Origin of the sequence: Flavobacterium qiangtangense (assembly GCF_042658345.1) — a bacterium.
Classification (GTDB): Bacteria; Bacteroidota; Bacteroidia; order Flavobacteriales; family Flavobacteriaceae; genus Flavobacterium; species Flavobacterium qiangtangense.
In genome coordinates, this window is sequence record NZ_JBHSQB010000010.1 from 73729 (window position 1) to 88751 (window position 15023).

Sequence of the window (15023 nt, forward strand, 5' to 3'; positions counted from 1 at the left end):
TTTCATTTAAAAAAAGCCTAAAGTTTGGCTCATAAAAAAAACTAATTCAACTGCTCCTTAAAAATATTTATCAAAATTTCTCCGTCAATCATTCGTGTTGGAGATTGTTCCATTGCTTTTAAAATTCTTTTGATCGCAAATGGATTCAGTCCCATATTCACGCCCAATTGTTTGATGGCAATTTCTTCTTTTTCGTGCAAAACGCCGTCGCAATGCATCAATAAAGCTAATCTGTAAAATTGCTGGATGCGCTGTGATTCTGATTTCAATGGGATTGGCTTCAATTCTTCGTGGAAAAGATTTTTGAAATCTTCCTTTTTAATTTGGAGTTCGTTGGCAACAATGCTTAAAAACTGGTATTCTCTATCGTGAAGCTTTCCGTCGATGACCGCAAAAGCAATCATTTCGGCGAGAAGGCTCAATTTTTCTTCGTAAGTGTTCATCAAAATTGTAATTTTAGCTAAAATATTGTTTTTTGTCTAATTTAAAAAATCATTTCCTTGAGATATTTATTGCTATTCTTTTTCTTCGGAATTTTCACAAACTCATTCGCCCAAGAAAGTACAGCTTCCGCACAAGTTTCGACTTTTGAGCTGGAAGCACCTCAGTTGAAAACAAACAAGAAAATCTGGGTTTACCTTCCGAAGAATTACAAAACTTCTGAGAAAAAATATCCCGTGATTTATATGCACGATGCGCAGAATTTATTTGATGCAAAAACTTCTTTTGCTGGTGAATGGAATGTGGATGAAACTTTAGACAGCTTAAAAATGCAAGCTATCGTAATTGGAATTGAGCATGGAAATGAAAAGCGACTGGACGAATTGACACCGTTTCCGAATGAAAAATATGGCGGCGGAAAAGCTGATGATTACTTGGGTTTTATTGTAAACACTTTAAAACCTTACGTAGATAAAAATTATAGAACGAAGCCAAATGCAAACAATACACTAATTTTTGGAAGTTCACTCGGCGGTTTGGTTTCGTATTATGCAGTTTTGAAATATCCTGAAGTTTTTGGAAAAGCAGCCGTTTTTTCTCCAGCGTTTTGGTTTTCGGATGAAATTTATAAAATGACTGAAAATTCAAAGAGAATCAAAGCGAAGATTTATTTTTTATATGGAGATTCTGAAAGTGAAGATATGGTGAAAGATGCAGGAAAAATGAAACATTTGCTGGATGACAATCGTTGTTATTGCTTGAAATTAGACAAAATTGTGGAAGTGAAAGGTGGTGAACATAATGAAAAATTGTGGCGGGAAGGTTTTGCAAAGGCGGTTTTATGGTTATTGTAACTGCTTTTCACTATTTCAACCCTTTCAGAGTTTAAAACTCTGAAAGGGTTATTATTTGCTATAAAATAAAATCTATCTTTGCAATAAATTAAGATTATGACAAACAACGATATATTTAAAAAACTTCGCGTGGCATTGCAGTTGCGTGATGACCAAATTGCAGAGATTCTTTTGTTAGTAGATTTCAGAATTTCTACGACTGAATTGGGTGCCTTTTTCAGAAAAGAAGACCATCCAAATTATATGGAATGTGGCGACCAAGTGTTGCGTAATTTCTTGAACGGATTGATTATTCACTTGCGCGGCACAAAAGAAGATCCCAAAAATGCAATGGATGTGATTAAGGCTAACGCAAAACAATTGCTTACAAAAGCACCGTCAAAAGGAACTTCTCCAAAAGATAATGCTAAAAAACCTGTTGCGAAAGCGCCTGCAAAGAATTTTAAGGCAAAACGTCCGGAGCCGAAAGTAAGCGTGGTGGAAAAAGTAAAATTCAACAACGGAAAGAATAAAAAAGCATAAACTTGACTGATTTTCTAAATATAAATTATTTAAAATCGGGAACAGAAAGACAACAAAAAGCTTTTGAAGTTTTAAATGAAAATTTGATTCTTCAGAAGCTTTCTGAATTTATGCCGGTTTTGGTTGGGACGATTCCGATAAATATTGCTATTGATTCAAGTGATTTGGATATTGCTTGTTATTGGAAAGACAAAAATCATTTTATTGAAATTGTCAAAAAGAATTTTTCTGGAGAAAAAGACTTTCAGATTTATGAAAAGGAAATTTCTGGAAACGTAGCTGTTGTAGCAAATTTCTTCGTGGATGATTTTGAAATTGAAATCTTTGGGCAAAATATTCCGGTTGAAGAACAGTTCGGATTTCGACACATGATTATCGAAGCGAAAATTTTGGAAGAAAAAGGAGAAGATTTCCGCCAGAAAATTATTGAACTGAAAAAATCGGGCATTAAAACCGAACCTGCTTTTGCGCAATTATTGAATTTAAAAGACGATCCGTACGAAGCTATTTTAAACTTTAAGAAAATTTAGAATCCATAAACTTTTAAGATTTTTTATATTTGGGAATAATCTATAATTTTCCAAAATGAAAAAAATCGCCTTACTCCTATTATTGATTTCGCCTTTGGTCAGTTTTTCGCAAGATAAATATGTCACCAAAACTGACATTCCATATTACGAAGCAAAATCAAAAGACGCCTATCAAAACGAAAGATGCGTTTTAGACATTTATTATCCTGAAAACAAAAAAGACTTTGCCACGATTGTCTGGTTTCACGGCGGAGGAATTACTGGCGGCAACAAAGAACTTCCTGAAGCGTTGAAAAATAAAGGATATGCAATTATTGGTGTAAATTATCGACTTAGTCCAAAAGTTAAAGCTCCAAAATATATTGAAGACAGTGCTGCGGCCGTTGCTTGGGTTTTTAATAATATCTCAAAATATGGTGGCGATCCGGATAAGATTTTTGTTTCCGGACATTCCGCTGGAGGTTATTTGGCGGCGATGATCGGCTTGGATAAAAAATGGTTAAAAATGTATAATATCGATGCCAATAAAATTGCAGGATTGATTCCGTTTAGTGCGCAGACAATCACACATTTTACAATTCGTGGCGAAAAAGGAATTCCTGAGAAACAACCAACTATTGATGAATACGCGCCTTTATTTCACGTCAGAAGCGACGCTCCTCCATTATTGTTGATTACAGGCGATAGAGAATTAGAAATGCTTGGCCGATACGAAGAAAACGCTTATTTGATGCGAATGATGAAAGTCGTTGGACACAAAGACACCAAACTGTTAGAACTCGATGGATATGACCACGGAATGGCATATCCGGCATTTCCGTTACTAATTAAGGAAGTTCAAAGAATTTTAGATTTGAAAAAAGCATAAAACAAAAAAATCCCGAGCGGCAAACTCGGGATTTTTACTATATATAACTTTTGAAATCTAATTAAGACAAAGCGGCTTGAACTTGGTCAGCAGCTTCTTGGAATTGAACAGCTGATAAAATCGGCATTCCAGAATTGTCAATCAATTCTTTAGCAATTTCAGCGTTAGTTCCTTGCAAACGAACGATGATTGGCACTTTAATAGCGTCTCCCATGTTTTTGTAAGCATCAACAACACCTTGAGCAACACGGTCACAACGAACGATTCCTCCAAAAATGTTAATCAAAATAGCTTTTACGTTTGGATCTTTCAAGATAATTCTGAAAGCCAATTCCACACGTTTTGCATCTGCAGTTCCACCAACGTCCAAGAAGTTAGCCGGCTCAAAACCTGCATACTTAATCAAGTCCATCGTTGCCATTGCAAGACCAGCACCGTTAACCATACAACCCACAGTTCCGTCAAGATCCACATAATTCAAACCTGCAGCTTTCGCTTCAACTTCAATTGGATTCTCTTCACGAACGTCTCTGTATTCAGCCAATTTTGCGTGTCTGTATAAAGCGTTGTCATCTAAGTTTACTTTTGCATCAACAGCAATAATCTTGTTGTCAGATGTTTTTAAAACTGGATTGATTTCAAACATAGAAGCGTCAGAACCGATATAAGCTTTGTATAAAGCATCAACGAACTGCACCATTTCTTTGAAAGCATTTCCAGAAAGACCTAAATTGAAAGCAATTCTTCTAGCTTGAAAACCTTGCAAACCAACATTTGGGTCAATTTCTTCAGTAAAAATCAAATGAGGAGTGTGTTCAGCAACTTCTTCAATATCCATTCCACCTTCAGTAGAATACATAATCATATTGCGACCTTTTCCTCTATTCAAAAGAACTGACATATAAAATTCTGAAGTTTCACTTTCCCCTGGATAGTAAACATCTTCAGCAACTAAAACCTTGTGAACTTTTTTACCTTCAGCAGAAGTTTGAGGCGTAATCAATTGCATTCCAATGATTTGCTCAGCCAATTCTTCCACTTGTTGTAAATTTTTAGCAAGCTTAACACCGCCACCTTTTCCTCTTCCACCTGCGTGAACTTGAGCTTTGATAACGTGCCATCCAGTTCCCGTTTCAGCCGTCAATTGCTTTGCAGCAGCAACCGCCTCTTGTGGATTATTGGCAACATATCCACGTTGAACTTTCACGCCATAACTGGCTAATATCTCTTTTCCTTGGTATTCGTGTATATCCATATTAAAGTTTTTTGACTTTTTTAAAGTGCCACAAAAATAGCAAAAATCATTCTAAACAACGAAAGATTTTTCTTTTTTATTTGAAGCTATTCCAGCTTTTCACTACAAGCTTTTTTAAAAACTCCTTTTTTTGCAATAAAGTAAAAGGAGCTTCCTCCGGTCGCTCTTTTCCTTTAGCAAAAAATAGTCGTTTTTTAAAAAAGGCTTTCCGTTTTAATCTGGGCTAGTGATGCAGTTTGTCGATATCCGTTGTGGATAATTAATTTAAAATGTCCCTAACAATAAGATAACATCATTCAAAAGCAACCTTTTAAAAAATTACGAATCTTATTCAAAACAAATAAAACACAAACACTTATGAAAAATCTAAAATTACTTTCCCTACTTTTTATTGCATTCGTTTTTGGAAACTGCAATAATGACGACGATAAGAACGCCGTTACCACATTAGCTGGCAAATGGAAACTCATCGAAACCAGCGGTACCATCGCAGGAACAACAGACACATTCACGCCGGGAACCATCACTTGGAATTTTAATGAGTCAGACAGCACTTTTACAGTCGTGAACAACAATACAGAAGAAATGGCTCAAGATGTTTTCGATTCCGGAACTTATCCATTTGCTCTGATTGCAAGTTCGGTAGCCAATTCAACATGTGTCCAAACCATCGAATTAGACGAAATCGATTACGGCTGTTTATCAATTACGCCAACAACTTTACAAATAAACCAAGGATATGCGGACGGTATGATAATCAAATTCACTCGTTAAATTAATTCGTAATTTAAGAAATTTAAGTTTTATTTATAACGTATTGTTTATTTTTGTTATTTAAGGTTGATTATTTTGCACAACGTTTTTCGTATCTTTATTTTTGCTAAAAAGAAATAAGAGTTATGCAAACCAAAGATTTACTGCATCTGGCAGAAGAATTCGGAAGTCCGCTTTATGTTTATGACGCCGAAAAAATTCAATCGCAATACAAAAGACTAACAAATGCTTTTTCAAAAGTAGAAAGCTTACGCATAAATTATGCCGTCAAGGCGTTGTCAAATATTTCAGTACTAAAACTTTTAAAAGAAGTTGGTTCTGGTTTAGACACCGTTTCTATCCAGGAAGTAGAATTGGGATTATTGGCAGGATTTCCTCCAGAAAAAATCATCTACACGCCAAACGGAGTTTCGTTTGAAGAAATTGAGGAAGTAGCACATTTGGGAGTTCAGATTAATATTGACAATTTGTCTATTTTAGAGCATTTCGGGGCAAAATATCCTCAGATTCCGGTTTGTATAAGAATCAATCCGCATGTTATGGCTGGCGGAAATGCGAATATTTCTGTCGGACATATTGATAGTAAATTCGGGATTTCAGTTCATCAAATGCCACACATTTTGAGAATCGTTGAAAACACTGGAATGCACATCAACGGAATTCACATGCACACGGGTTCTGATATTTTGGACATTGAAGTATTTTTATATGCGGCGGAAATTTTATTCGACGCAGCGAAAAATTTTAAAGATTTAGATTTCTTAGATTTTGGAAGCGGTTTCAAAGTGCCGTACAAAAAAGACGATATCGAAACAGACATTGAAGAACTTGGAAAAAAATTATCTAAAAGATTTAATGCATTCACAAAAGAATATGGTCGTGATTTGACTTTGGCTTTTGAACCAGGAAAATTTTTGGTAAGCGAAGCTGGATTTTTCTTGGCAAAAGTGAATGTGGTGAAACAAACAACTTCCACGGTTTTTGCAGGAATCGATAGCGGATTTAATCATTTGATTCGTCCGATGCTTTATGGTTCTTCACATCACATTGAAAACATTTCGAACCCAAAAGGAAAGGAACGTTTTTACTCCGTCGTTGGATACATTTGCGAAACGGACACTTTTGCAAACAACAGACGAATTGCTGAAATTAAAGAAGGCGACGTTTTATGTTTTAGAAATGCCGGAGCCTATTGTTTTTCGATGGCTTCAAATTACAACTCAAGATACAAACCTGCGGAGGTTTTGTGGTTTGAAGGAAAAGGTCATTTGATTAGAGAAAGGGAAACTTTTGAAGATTTGGTTAAGAACCAAATCATCTTAAATTTTGAACCAGTTGCGAATTAAGTTTCGAACTTAAAAATACAAAAATCCGAAATGAGAGTTTCGGATTTTTTTGTTTTATGTGAGAAAAACAACTAAAAAAAAGCCTTATTTTTTTTCCTACAAATAAATTTTTATTAAATTGATAACCAGTATTTTGATATTAAAATCAAAAAGCATTGCTTTAATATAAATTTTTACTTTAACTGCACAACTTTTTTAGACAAAATGAATCGGCAACGGTTGTCCCCGAACCTTTCCAAATATTAAAATGGTTTCTCAAATAGCCCTGATGATGGAATTGTTTGAGCTCTTAAACCTGCCAGCGAAGCAGGTTTAAAGCGAGTTCCATCAGCAGGAATTTCGACTGCAAAAACGCACCGACGATTCGCTTCTAACAACATTTAAAATCTAAAATAACAGTTTGATAATGTTACAGAAGTTGCAGATTTGTTATCTTTGGCGCTCACAACACAATTGATTTATCTCATTATGGATAGAAGGAAATTTTTTAGAAATGGTTCACTTTTTACGCTTGGAACCGCGATAATTAATCCGTTTGACCTTTCGGCATCGACTTTTGACACCGAAATTATTGGCAAAAACAAGACTGCAAAAAATATTATTTTTATGGTGAGCGACGGGATGAGCACGGGGACGCTGAATATGGCCGACCTTTTCTTGAACCGAAAATATGGCAAAGGCTCGAACTGGCTGCAACTTTATAAAGACAACAAAGTGAAGCGCGCGCTGATGGACACGGCTTCGGCGAGTTCTATTGTGACTGATTCTGCGGCGGGAAGTTCGTCTTGGGGCGGTGGCGTTCGCGTAAATAATGGTTCGCTAAACGTTGGTCCGGATGGAAAACCGAATCTTCCGATTTTACAGAAATTTAAAAAGGCCGGAAAAATGGCGGGTTGCGTGACTACGGTTGCGATTACACACGCCACGCCTGCGGGATTCTGCGTGAACAGCGCGAAAAGAAGCGCTCAAGATGATATTGCAGAAATGTATCTGGAACTTGGTTTTGACGTGATGATGGGCGGTGGAAATAACTTTTTTGACCCAAAAGTGAGAAAAGACAAAAAGGATGTTTATGCCGGATATTATGCAAAAGGTTATCAGATTGCAAAAACAAAACAAGAGCTTTTTGCTTTGAAAAACGACAAACCGATTCTTGGAGTTTTTGACGAAGATGCTGTTCCTTATAGTATTGACAGAATAAATTCGCCAGAATTGAGTGCAAAAATACCGACTTTGGCAGAAATGGCTCAGAAAGCAATTGACCGAATGAAAGACCATAAAAAAGGTTTTGTGTTGCAGATTGAGTCTGGAAAAGTGGATTGGGCAGCGCACGCGAATGATATTGCTGGTTTGATTCACGAGCAGATTGCTTTTGACGAAGCAGTGAAAGTGGCGATGGATTTTGCTGAAAAAGACGGAAATACGTTGGTAATCATCACAACTGACCACGGAAATGCAAATCCGGGCGTGATTTATGGTAAAAATGCGAATGACAATTTTGATAACATTCAGAAATATACCAATACAAATGAGGTGATTTTAAACGGTTTCAACAACACAACAACAGCTTCGCAAATTCGTGAAAAGTTTGAAGCAGCGAATGGCAAAGCGGTTTCTGATGAAGAAGCAAAAGAGATTTTGTCTTATTACAACGGACTTCACAAACAGGAAGATGGTTTGTACAACTATAAAAAACTTCCGTTTAAGGCGTTGGCAGATATTCAGCAAAAGTATAATTCTGTGGGCTGGATTAGCATGGATCACTCCGCAGATTATGTGGAATTAGCCATGTATGGACCTGGAAGCGAACTTTTAAAACCTTTTGTAAAAAACACAGATTTGCACTACTTGATGCTTCAGGCAGCAGAAGTTGAGAATAAATTCTAAAAAAAAAATACATTTTTTATCAAGCGCGGAGATTTAACAATTCTTCGCGCTTTTTGTTTTAAATCTAAAAAAAAATATAATTTTACAGCTTTTAACAAATCATATTCTATTTATGTTCCACGAGAATTTACTCTTAATTATTTCATTATTATTCGCCGTTTCGATGCTGGTCATGCTTGGACAAAAGCTTAAGATATCCTACCCTATCTTTTTGGTTATCGGAGGATTACTCATCAGCTTAATTCCGGGCATTCCGTTAATTCAAATGGATCCAGATATGATTCTTACGTTGTTTTTACCGCCGCTTTTATATGAAGCTGCTTGGTACACGTCGTGGCGCCAGTTTTGGAAATGGAAACGTCCGATAATTCTCTTGGCTTTTGGTTTGGTCTTTTTTACCTCCACAATTATTGCTTATTTAACAAGTTCGATGATTCCGGGATTTACATTGGCTTTGGGATTTCTGTTGGGTGGAATTATTTCGCCACCGGATGCCGTGGCTGCAACTTCAGTATTAAAAGGAGTTAAGATCCCGAAACGATTGGTGACGATCTTAGAAGGAGAAAGCTTGATCAATGACGCGGCGAGTTTAATCGTTTTTAGAGTGGCGTTGGTTGCAGTGATTTCGGGACAATTTTCTTTAGGAAAAACGGTTGGAGACTTTTTTATCGTAGGCTCAATGGGAATTGTAATTGGATTGGCAATCGCTCATATTCTGTATGTAATCCACCGATTTTTTCCAACAACTTCAAATATCGACACCGCACTGACATTGATGTCACCTTATGTAATGTTTATCGTGGCCGAACATTTTCACTTTTCTGGAGTTATGGCAGTAGTTTCTGGAGGTCTTTTTCTTTCGTATCGCTCGCACGAACTGCTTAGTTTTTCTTCAAGAATACAGACCACGAACGTTTGGTCAACCATCATTTTCATTTTAAACGGAATTGTTTTTATCCTAATCGGCCTTGAACTTCCCACGATTATCGATGGACTTGACGATTCTTCACTTAAAAAAGGAATTCAATATGGACTGATTATCAGCGTGATTACAATCGCCATTCGCTTTATTTGGGTATTTCCGATTGCGCACATTCCAAGGTTTTTGAGCAAAAAAATTCGAGAAACTGAACCTTCTCCTGGCTGGAAAGGACCTTTGATTACCAGTTGGGCAGGAATGCGTGGCGTGGTTTCATTAGCCGCCGCACTTTCGATTCCGTTGACAATTGACGGAGCGCCATTTCCGCACAGAAACTTGATTTTATTGGTAACATTTATCGTTATTCTTGTGACTTTAGTTATTCAAGGACTGAGTTTGCCGTTGATTATCAAGCTAATTAAAATTGAAGAAATTGATGATTTAATTCCTGAAGAAGAGCAAACGGCAACCATAAAACTTCGCCTGATGAGAGCATCTTTGCACCACATCGACACCAATTTTAAAAGTGAACTTGAAGAAAATGAATTGGTTTTAAACCTAAGAAAAAGATTAGCCAACTCTGTTGCTTTAACTTCAGAACGCCTTGAATCTTTAGAGTGCCAAACGATGGAATTTCAGGAAGTTCACACTTATAAAAAAGTATATCTCGATTTAATAAATGTTCAGAGGACAGAACTAAATAAAATTAGAAAGGAAAAGATTTTTGAGCTTGAAGTGATCCAAAAACAGCAAATGGAACTTGATTTTGACGAAAGCAAACTATCACAAAACGAACATTAATTATGCATTCAGGAAGACAATATTCACTAAAAGAGTTTTTGATTTGGACCCGACGCGACATTTATAAATTGGCAGCGATTGGCTCAATTCCCACATTGGCCTTTTATTTCTTAGACTGGAAATTCATAGCAATTCCGTGGGTTCCGATTGCCTTAATTGGTACCGCAGCTGCTTTTATTGTTGGTTTTAAAAATACCCAGACATACAATCGCCTTTGGGAAGCGAGACAGATTTATGGCGGAATTGTGAATACCAGCAGAACTTTAGGAATAATGACCAAAGATTTCATCGAAGCTGATAAAAAAATCCATCTCGAAATCATAAATCGCCATTGCGCTTGGCTTACGGCAATGCGTTTTCAACTTCGCGAACCGCGTTCGTGGGAAAATTTAGGCAAAAGTTACTACATAGAATACAGTCAGTTTTACGCTATTGACGAACGCAACAGTAAATTGGAGGAAGAGTTGAAACAATATCTTTCTGATGAAGAATTGATTTATATTTTATCCAAGAAAAACAGAGCTACTCAACTCATTTCCCTTCAATCAAAAATGTTAAAACAACTTGCCGATGAAGGAAAAATAGAAAATTTTAGGTATATTGAGATTTCAAAACGTCTAGCCGATTTATACGATCACCAAGGAAAATGCGAACGAATTAAGAATTTTCCGTATCCAAGACAATTTGCGAGCATCAACTTATTTTTCATCTGGCTGTTTGTTTTGATGTTGCCTTTTGGGATGCTGAACGAGTTCCAGAAGATTGGAAAAAACTATTTTTGGCTCACAATTCCGTTTACGATCGTGGTTGGCTGGGTTTTTACTTCGATGGAAAAAGTGGGCGAAAGTACCGAAAATCCCTTTGAAGGAAACCCGAATGACGTTCCGATTACAGCAATGAGCCGAACAATTGAAATCGATTTAAAAGATATGTTTGACGAAGCTGATTTACCGAAACCCTTAACACCAATCAATAATATTTTAATGTAAGATTTATGGAAATTCAAAATGTATTTAAAAACAACGAAAAGTGGATTACTGACAGGTTAGAGAAAAATTCAGATTATTTTTCTGAACTATCAAAAGGCCAAAATCCAGATATTTTATACATCGGATGTTCAGACAGTCGCGTAACCGCTGAAGATTTAATGGGAGTTGCGCCAGGTGAAGTTTTTGTTCACAGAAACATTGCTAACATGGTCATAAGCATCGATTTAAATGCGATGTCTGTTTTAAATTATGCGGTGGAACATTTAAAAGTAAACCATGTTGTTGTATGTGGCCACTACTTTTGCGGAGGCGTAAAAGCGGCGATGCAATCTGAAGATATGGGCGTATTAAATCCGTGGTTGCGTAATATTCGCGACGTTTATAGATTGCACAAAACAGAGCTGAACGCTATCGAAGACGAAACCGAAAAATACAATCGTTTGGTTGAATTGAACGTTCAAGAACAATGCGTCAATTTAATTAAAACTGCCGAAGTTCAAAAGGCAATTACCGAAAGAGGCCTTCAAGTTCACGGCTGGGTTTTTGACATTCATTCTGGCAGATTGATTGATTTGAAAATTGATTTCGATAAAGTTTTAGAGAACATTAGAGAGATCTATAATTTAGGTCACTAAGCTTTTTTACCACAAAAATTTACCGCAGATTCGCAGATTATTTTTTAAAATCTATGAATCTGCGGTTTTTATTTATAAGCTACTTACAAGTTTCTTCGCTTCTTCAAACTCAGAAATCATTCCGTCAACGATATCTTTTACTGATTTAATATCGTGGATCAATCCGGAAACTTGGCCAATTTCAAGTTCGCCTTCAATTAAATCGCCTTCAAACATTCCTCTTTTTGCGCGCGCTCTTCCTAACAAAATTTTTAAGTCGTCAACAGTCGGTGCTTTTGTGTATAAATCTTGAACGTCTTGATAAAATTTATTCTTGATTAAACGAACCGGAGCCAGCTCTTTTAAGGTAACTTGGGTTCCTCCTTCCTCCAATTCTACGATGGTTTTCTTGAATTCATCGTGAGCTGAACTTTCAAAAGATGCTGCGAAGCGACTTCCTACTTGCACTCCGTCAGCGCCTAAAATCATGGTGGCTAGCATTGCTTTTCCAGTGGCAATTCCTCCCGCGGCAATTAATGGAATCGTAATTTTTTCTTTCACCATCGGAATTAGTGTGAGCGTTGTCGATTCTTCTCTACCGTTATGTCCGCCCGCTTCAAAACCTTCGGCAACCACGGCATCTACGCCCGCTTCTTGCGCCTTCAAAGCAAATTTCGAACTGCTGACAACGTGAACAACCGTAATTCCTTTTTCCTTTAAAAAATTGGTCCACGTTTTTGGATTTCCTGCGGATGTAAAAACAACTTTAACGCCTTCTTCAACAATGATATTCATTATTTCTTCCACATTTGGATACAACATCGGAACGTTTACTCCAAAAGGTTTTTCGGTCGCCTTTTTACATTTTTGGATGTGCTCGCGCAACACATCTGGATACATCGAACCGGCACCAATCAAGCCAAGTCCGCCAGCATTGCTGACTGCACTTGCTAATTTGTAACCGCTGTTCCAGATCATGCCGCCTTGAACAATTGGATATTTTATAGTAAAGAGTTGTGTGATTTTGTTCATTGAGTTTTGTTTTTTGCAATTGTTCAAACTTACAAAAAAGAGATGCAATTACTAAAATATTTTCTTTCAAAGACAAAAACAACCGACTAACTTATTAGATTGCATGAAGTAAATGTGGTCTGAACAATCTAACTTGTTAGACACCTTGAATCACATTCAGTTTAAGGTATTCAACAGGTTAGATTGCTTAAACTAATGTTGATTTGCCCTGTCCAACAACTTAGATAGGGCAAATGATGAGTGATTCAACCAATCTAACCTATTAGACAGGTTTGCTTTTTTATGAAAACTGTGTTTTTTTATTTTTTTAGGTTGTTTGTTACGCAATGGTTCAGGTGTTAACAAAAATGCGAATAATTTCTCAAATAGCCCCGATGGTGGCTTTGTTTGAGCTCTTTCACGGCTGAACAAAGCTGTTAAAAGCGAGTGCCGCTAGCGGGAATTGCCTTTCCTGAAAAAGCCGAAAGATTCGCTTCTAAAAAAAAATTAATTCTTGATTAGTTTTCCGGTTTGTGTATTATTGCTCGAAATAATCTTGTAAAGGTAAATTCCCGAAGCAAGATTTGAAACTGAAAAAGTTGCGTTATTTGCCGGAAGAACGGCCTTTAAAACCGGCTGTCCCAAATTATTGTAAAGGAGAATTTCAGCATTTTCAACCGAATTTGGCAATCGCAAACTCACGATATTATTGGCCGGATTGGGATACAAAAGCATTTTTTCGGCAGAAAAACTTGGCGTTTTTAACGACAAAGCAGAACTGAAATCTGGAATTCCGTAGCCCATTTGAATCGTGGGATTTGAATATAAATGCGCCGATTGCTTAATTAATTGGATGATTTCGGCATTGGTTTTATTAGGAAGCGCTTGCCAAAAACTAGCAACCATTCCCGCAATAATGGGGCCTGAAAAGGAAGTTCCACTTGCGGTTCCAATGTTTCCCGACGTATCTGAAATCACGGCATTTTGGCCTTGAGCCACAACATCTGGCTTGACACGGCCGTCGAACGAAGGTCCGATTGAGCTGAAAGTCGCATAATTTTCTGATGCGTTCACGGCGCCAACTGTCAAAACATTAATCGCATCAGCGGGTGCCGAAATATGCGGATTTGAAGATCCCCCAGAATTTCCGGCAGAAACCACGCAGATCATGCCTTTTGAAAACGCGATGTCGGCGCCACGAGAAATAAAAGCGGTGGTTCCATTCATATCAGCATATTCGTAGCTGTAATTTGGATTATTGTAAGTGAAATATCCCAGCGAAGTGTTGATCACATCGACGCCCAAACTATCTGCCATCTCGGCGGCTTCGACCCAATATGATTCTTCAACGGGATTTTCGCTGGCTACATCTTCGGTAATAAAAAGGTAATATGCAGCGTCTGGAGCGGTTCCAACCAACTGATTTTCAACATAACCGCCCATCGTGGAAAGCACCAAAGTTCCGTGATTTCCGCCTGTGTAAAAATTTGCATTTCGGTTTACGAAGTCATAACCTCCAAGGATTTTATTGTTGTCAAATAGTCTTTGGAATGGCGAAGCAGTGCTTACGCCCGGAAAACCAGCGTCTAAAACCGCGATGATTTTTCCGTTTCCGGTGTAATCTTGTTGGTGTAAAAGATGCCCGTTTAACATCTGAATTTGATTTGAAGAATTGCCGTAATTGAAATTTACTTGGGTTTCTAGATTTTTATTTACTTCAGAAATTGCTGTTGAAGAAGCGTTTCTGGAATTTAAATTTGAATTTGCAAATTGAATATGATCGACAAAAGTTAAGCTTTCTAGATTTTGAATATTGGTAATTGAACCTCGAACGTGAAGCGCATTTAACCATTTAGATTTTGCCATAACCGTTATTCCCGTTGCGTTTGTAACCGAAGTAATGTAAGTTTGGGAAACGGGAACATCAGTCACATTTAACGAGATATTTTGCGCACTTCTTCTATCTAACGAACGTTGCGAAAGCATTTCCAACGGATTCGCCAGATAAAAAGCGGCATCTGGTTTGTCAGTAAAATAAACCCACGCGTCTTCTTGAGCCGAAGCGATGAAACTTGATAATATAAGGAGTAAAAAGGTAATTTTTTTCATAGAATTTTAAAATTGAAATTGGGGCTACAAATTTTATAATTTCTTTAGTTATAAATAATTGGTTTCCAAATTTACGAAAAAACAAGGCATTTGTTTTTACAGA

General features: G+C 37.1%; 14 protein-coding genes. 10 read left to right on the top strand and 4 right to left on the bottom strand.

What is annotated here, in order from left to right:
* Positions 1-41: 41 nt before the first annotated feature.
* Positions 42-443, bottom strand: coding sequence for a TerB family tellurite resistance protein (locus tag ACFPVY_RS14175; RefSeq protein ID WP_379792777.1), 402 nt, complete (start codon positions 441-443; stop codon positions 42-44).
* Positions 444-494: 51 nt separating this feature from the next.
* Between ACFPVY_RS14175 and ACFPVY_RS14180 the strand changes: the two genes are divergently transcribed.
* The 4 genes from ACFPVY_RS14180 to ACFPVY_RS14195 all read left to right on the top strand — a co-directional run bounded on the left by ACFPVY_RS14180 (position 495) and on the right by ACFPVY_RS14195 (position 3215).
* Positions 495-1295, top strand: a complete 801-nt coding sequence (locus ACFPVY_RS14180) for an alpha/beta hydrolase (RefSeq protein ID WP_379793082.1) — start codon at positions 495-497, stop codon at positions 1293-1295.
* A gap of 96 nt (positions 1296-1391) precedes the next feature.
* Positions 1392-1817: a DUF1456 family protein gene (locus tag ACFPVY_RS14185; protein ID WP_379792778.1), complete on the top strand. Its 426-nt coding sequence runs from the start codon at positions 1392-1394 to the stop codon at positions 1815-1817.
* A 2-nt stretch (positions 1818-1819) separates the two neighbouring features.
* Positions 1820-2347: a DUF4269 domain-containing protein gene (locus tag ACFPVY_RS14190; protein ID WP_379792779.1), complete on the top strand. Its 528-nt coding sequence runs from the start codon at positions 1820-1822 to the stop codon at positions 2345-2347.
* Positions 2348-2402: 55 nt separating this feature from the next.
* Positions 2403-3215 (top strand): alpha/beta hydrolase, encoded by an 813-nt coding sequence (locus ACFPVY_RS14195; protein ID WP_379792780.1) that lies wholly within the window; start codon positions 2403-2405, stop codon positions 3213-3215.
* 61 nt (positions 3216-3276) lie between these two features.
* Here the strand turns inward: ACFPVY_RS14195 and sucC are convergent, their stop codons facing one another.
* Positions 3277-4470 carry an ADP-forming succinate--CoA ligase subunit beta gene (sucC, locus tag ACFPVY_RS14200; protein ID WP_296148718.1) on the bottom strand — a complete coding sequence of 398 codons (1194 nt, stop codon included), beginning with the start codon at positions 4468-4470 and terminating at the stop codon, positions 3277-3279.
* Between the two features lie 357 nt (positions 4471-4827).
* Between sucC and ACFPVY_RS14205 the strand changes: the two genes are divergently transcribed.
* The 6 genes from ACFPVY_RS14205 (at position 4828) to ACFPVY_RS14230 (ending at position 11821) form a co-directional block, all read left to right on the top strand.
* On the top strand, positions 4828-5244 hold the full coding sequence (locus ACFPVY_RS14205) for a hypothetical protein (protein WP_379792781.1): 417 nt from the start codon (positions 4828-4830) through the stop codon (positions 5242-5244).
* Between the two features lie 125 nt (positions 5245-5369).
* Positions 5370-6590 carry a diaminopimelate decarboxylase gene (gene lysA, locus ACFPVY_RS14210; protein ID WP_379792782.1) on the top strand — a complete coding sequence of 407 codons (1221 nt, stop codon included), beginning with the start codon at positions 5370-5372 and terminating at the stop codon, positions 6588-6590.
* Positions 6591-7058: 468 nt separating this feature from the next.
* On the top strand, positions 7059-8477 hold the full coding sequence (locus ACFPVY_RS14215) for an alkaline phosphatase (protein WP_379792783.1): 1419 nt from the start codon (positions 7059-7061) through the stop codon (positions 8475-8477).
* 112 nt (positions 8478-8589) lie between these two features.
* Positions 8590-10197, top strand: coding sequence for a Na+/H+ antiporter (locus tag ACFPVY_RS14220; RefSeq protein ID WP_379792785.1), 1608 nt, complete (start codon positions 8590-8592; stop codon positions 10195-10197).
* 2 nt (positions 10198-10199) lie between these two features.
* Positions 10200-11186 carry a bestrophin family protein gene (locus tag ACFPVY_RS14225; RefSeq protein ID WP_379792787.1) on the top strand — a complete coding sequence of 329 codons (987 nt, stop codon included), beginning with the start codon at positions 10200-10202 and terminating at the stop codon, positions 11184-11186.
* A 5-nt stretch (positions 11187-11191) separates the two neighbouring features.
* Entirely contained in the window at positions 11192-11821 is a 630-nt protein-coding gene (locus tag ACFPVY_RS14230) for a carbonic anhydrase (RefSeq protein WP_379792789.1), read from the top strand.
* Positions 11822-11893: 72 nt separating this feature from the next.
* On the opposite strand, the gene ACFPVY_RS14235 is transcribed toward ACFPVY_RS14230, so the two are convergent.
* A complete protein-coding gene (locus ACFPVY_RS14235) occupies positions 11894-12832 on the bottom strand; it encodes an NAD(P)H-dependent flavin oxidoreductase (RefSeq protein ID WP_379792790.1) in 939 nt (312 codons plus the stop codon).
* A 486-nt stretch (positions 12833-13318) separates the two neighbouring features.
* A complete protein-coding gene (locus ACFPVY_RS14240) occupies positions 13319-14920 on the bottom strand; it encodes a S8 family serine peptidase (RefSeq protein ID WP_379792791.1) in 1602 nt (533 codons plus the stop codon).
* Positions 14921-15023: the final 103 nt, after the last annotated feature.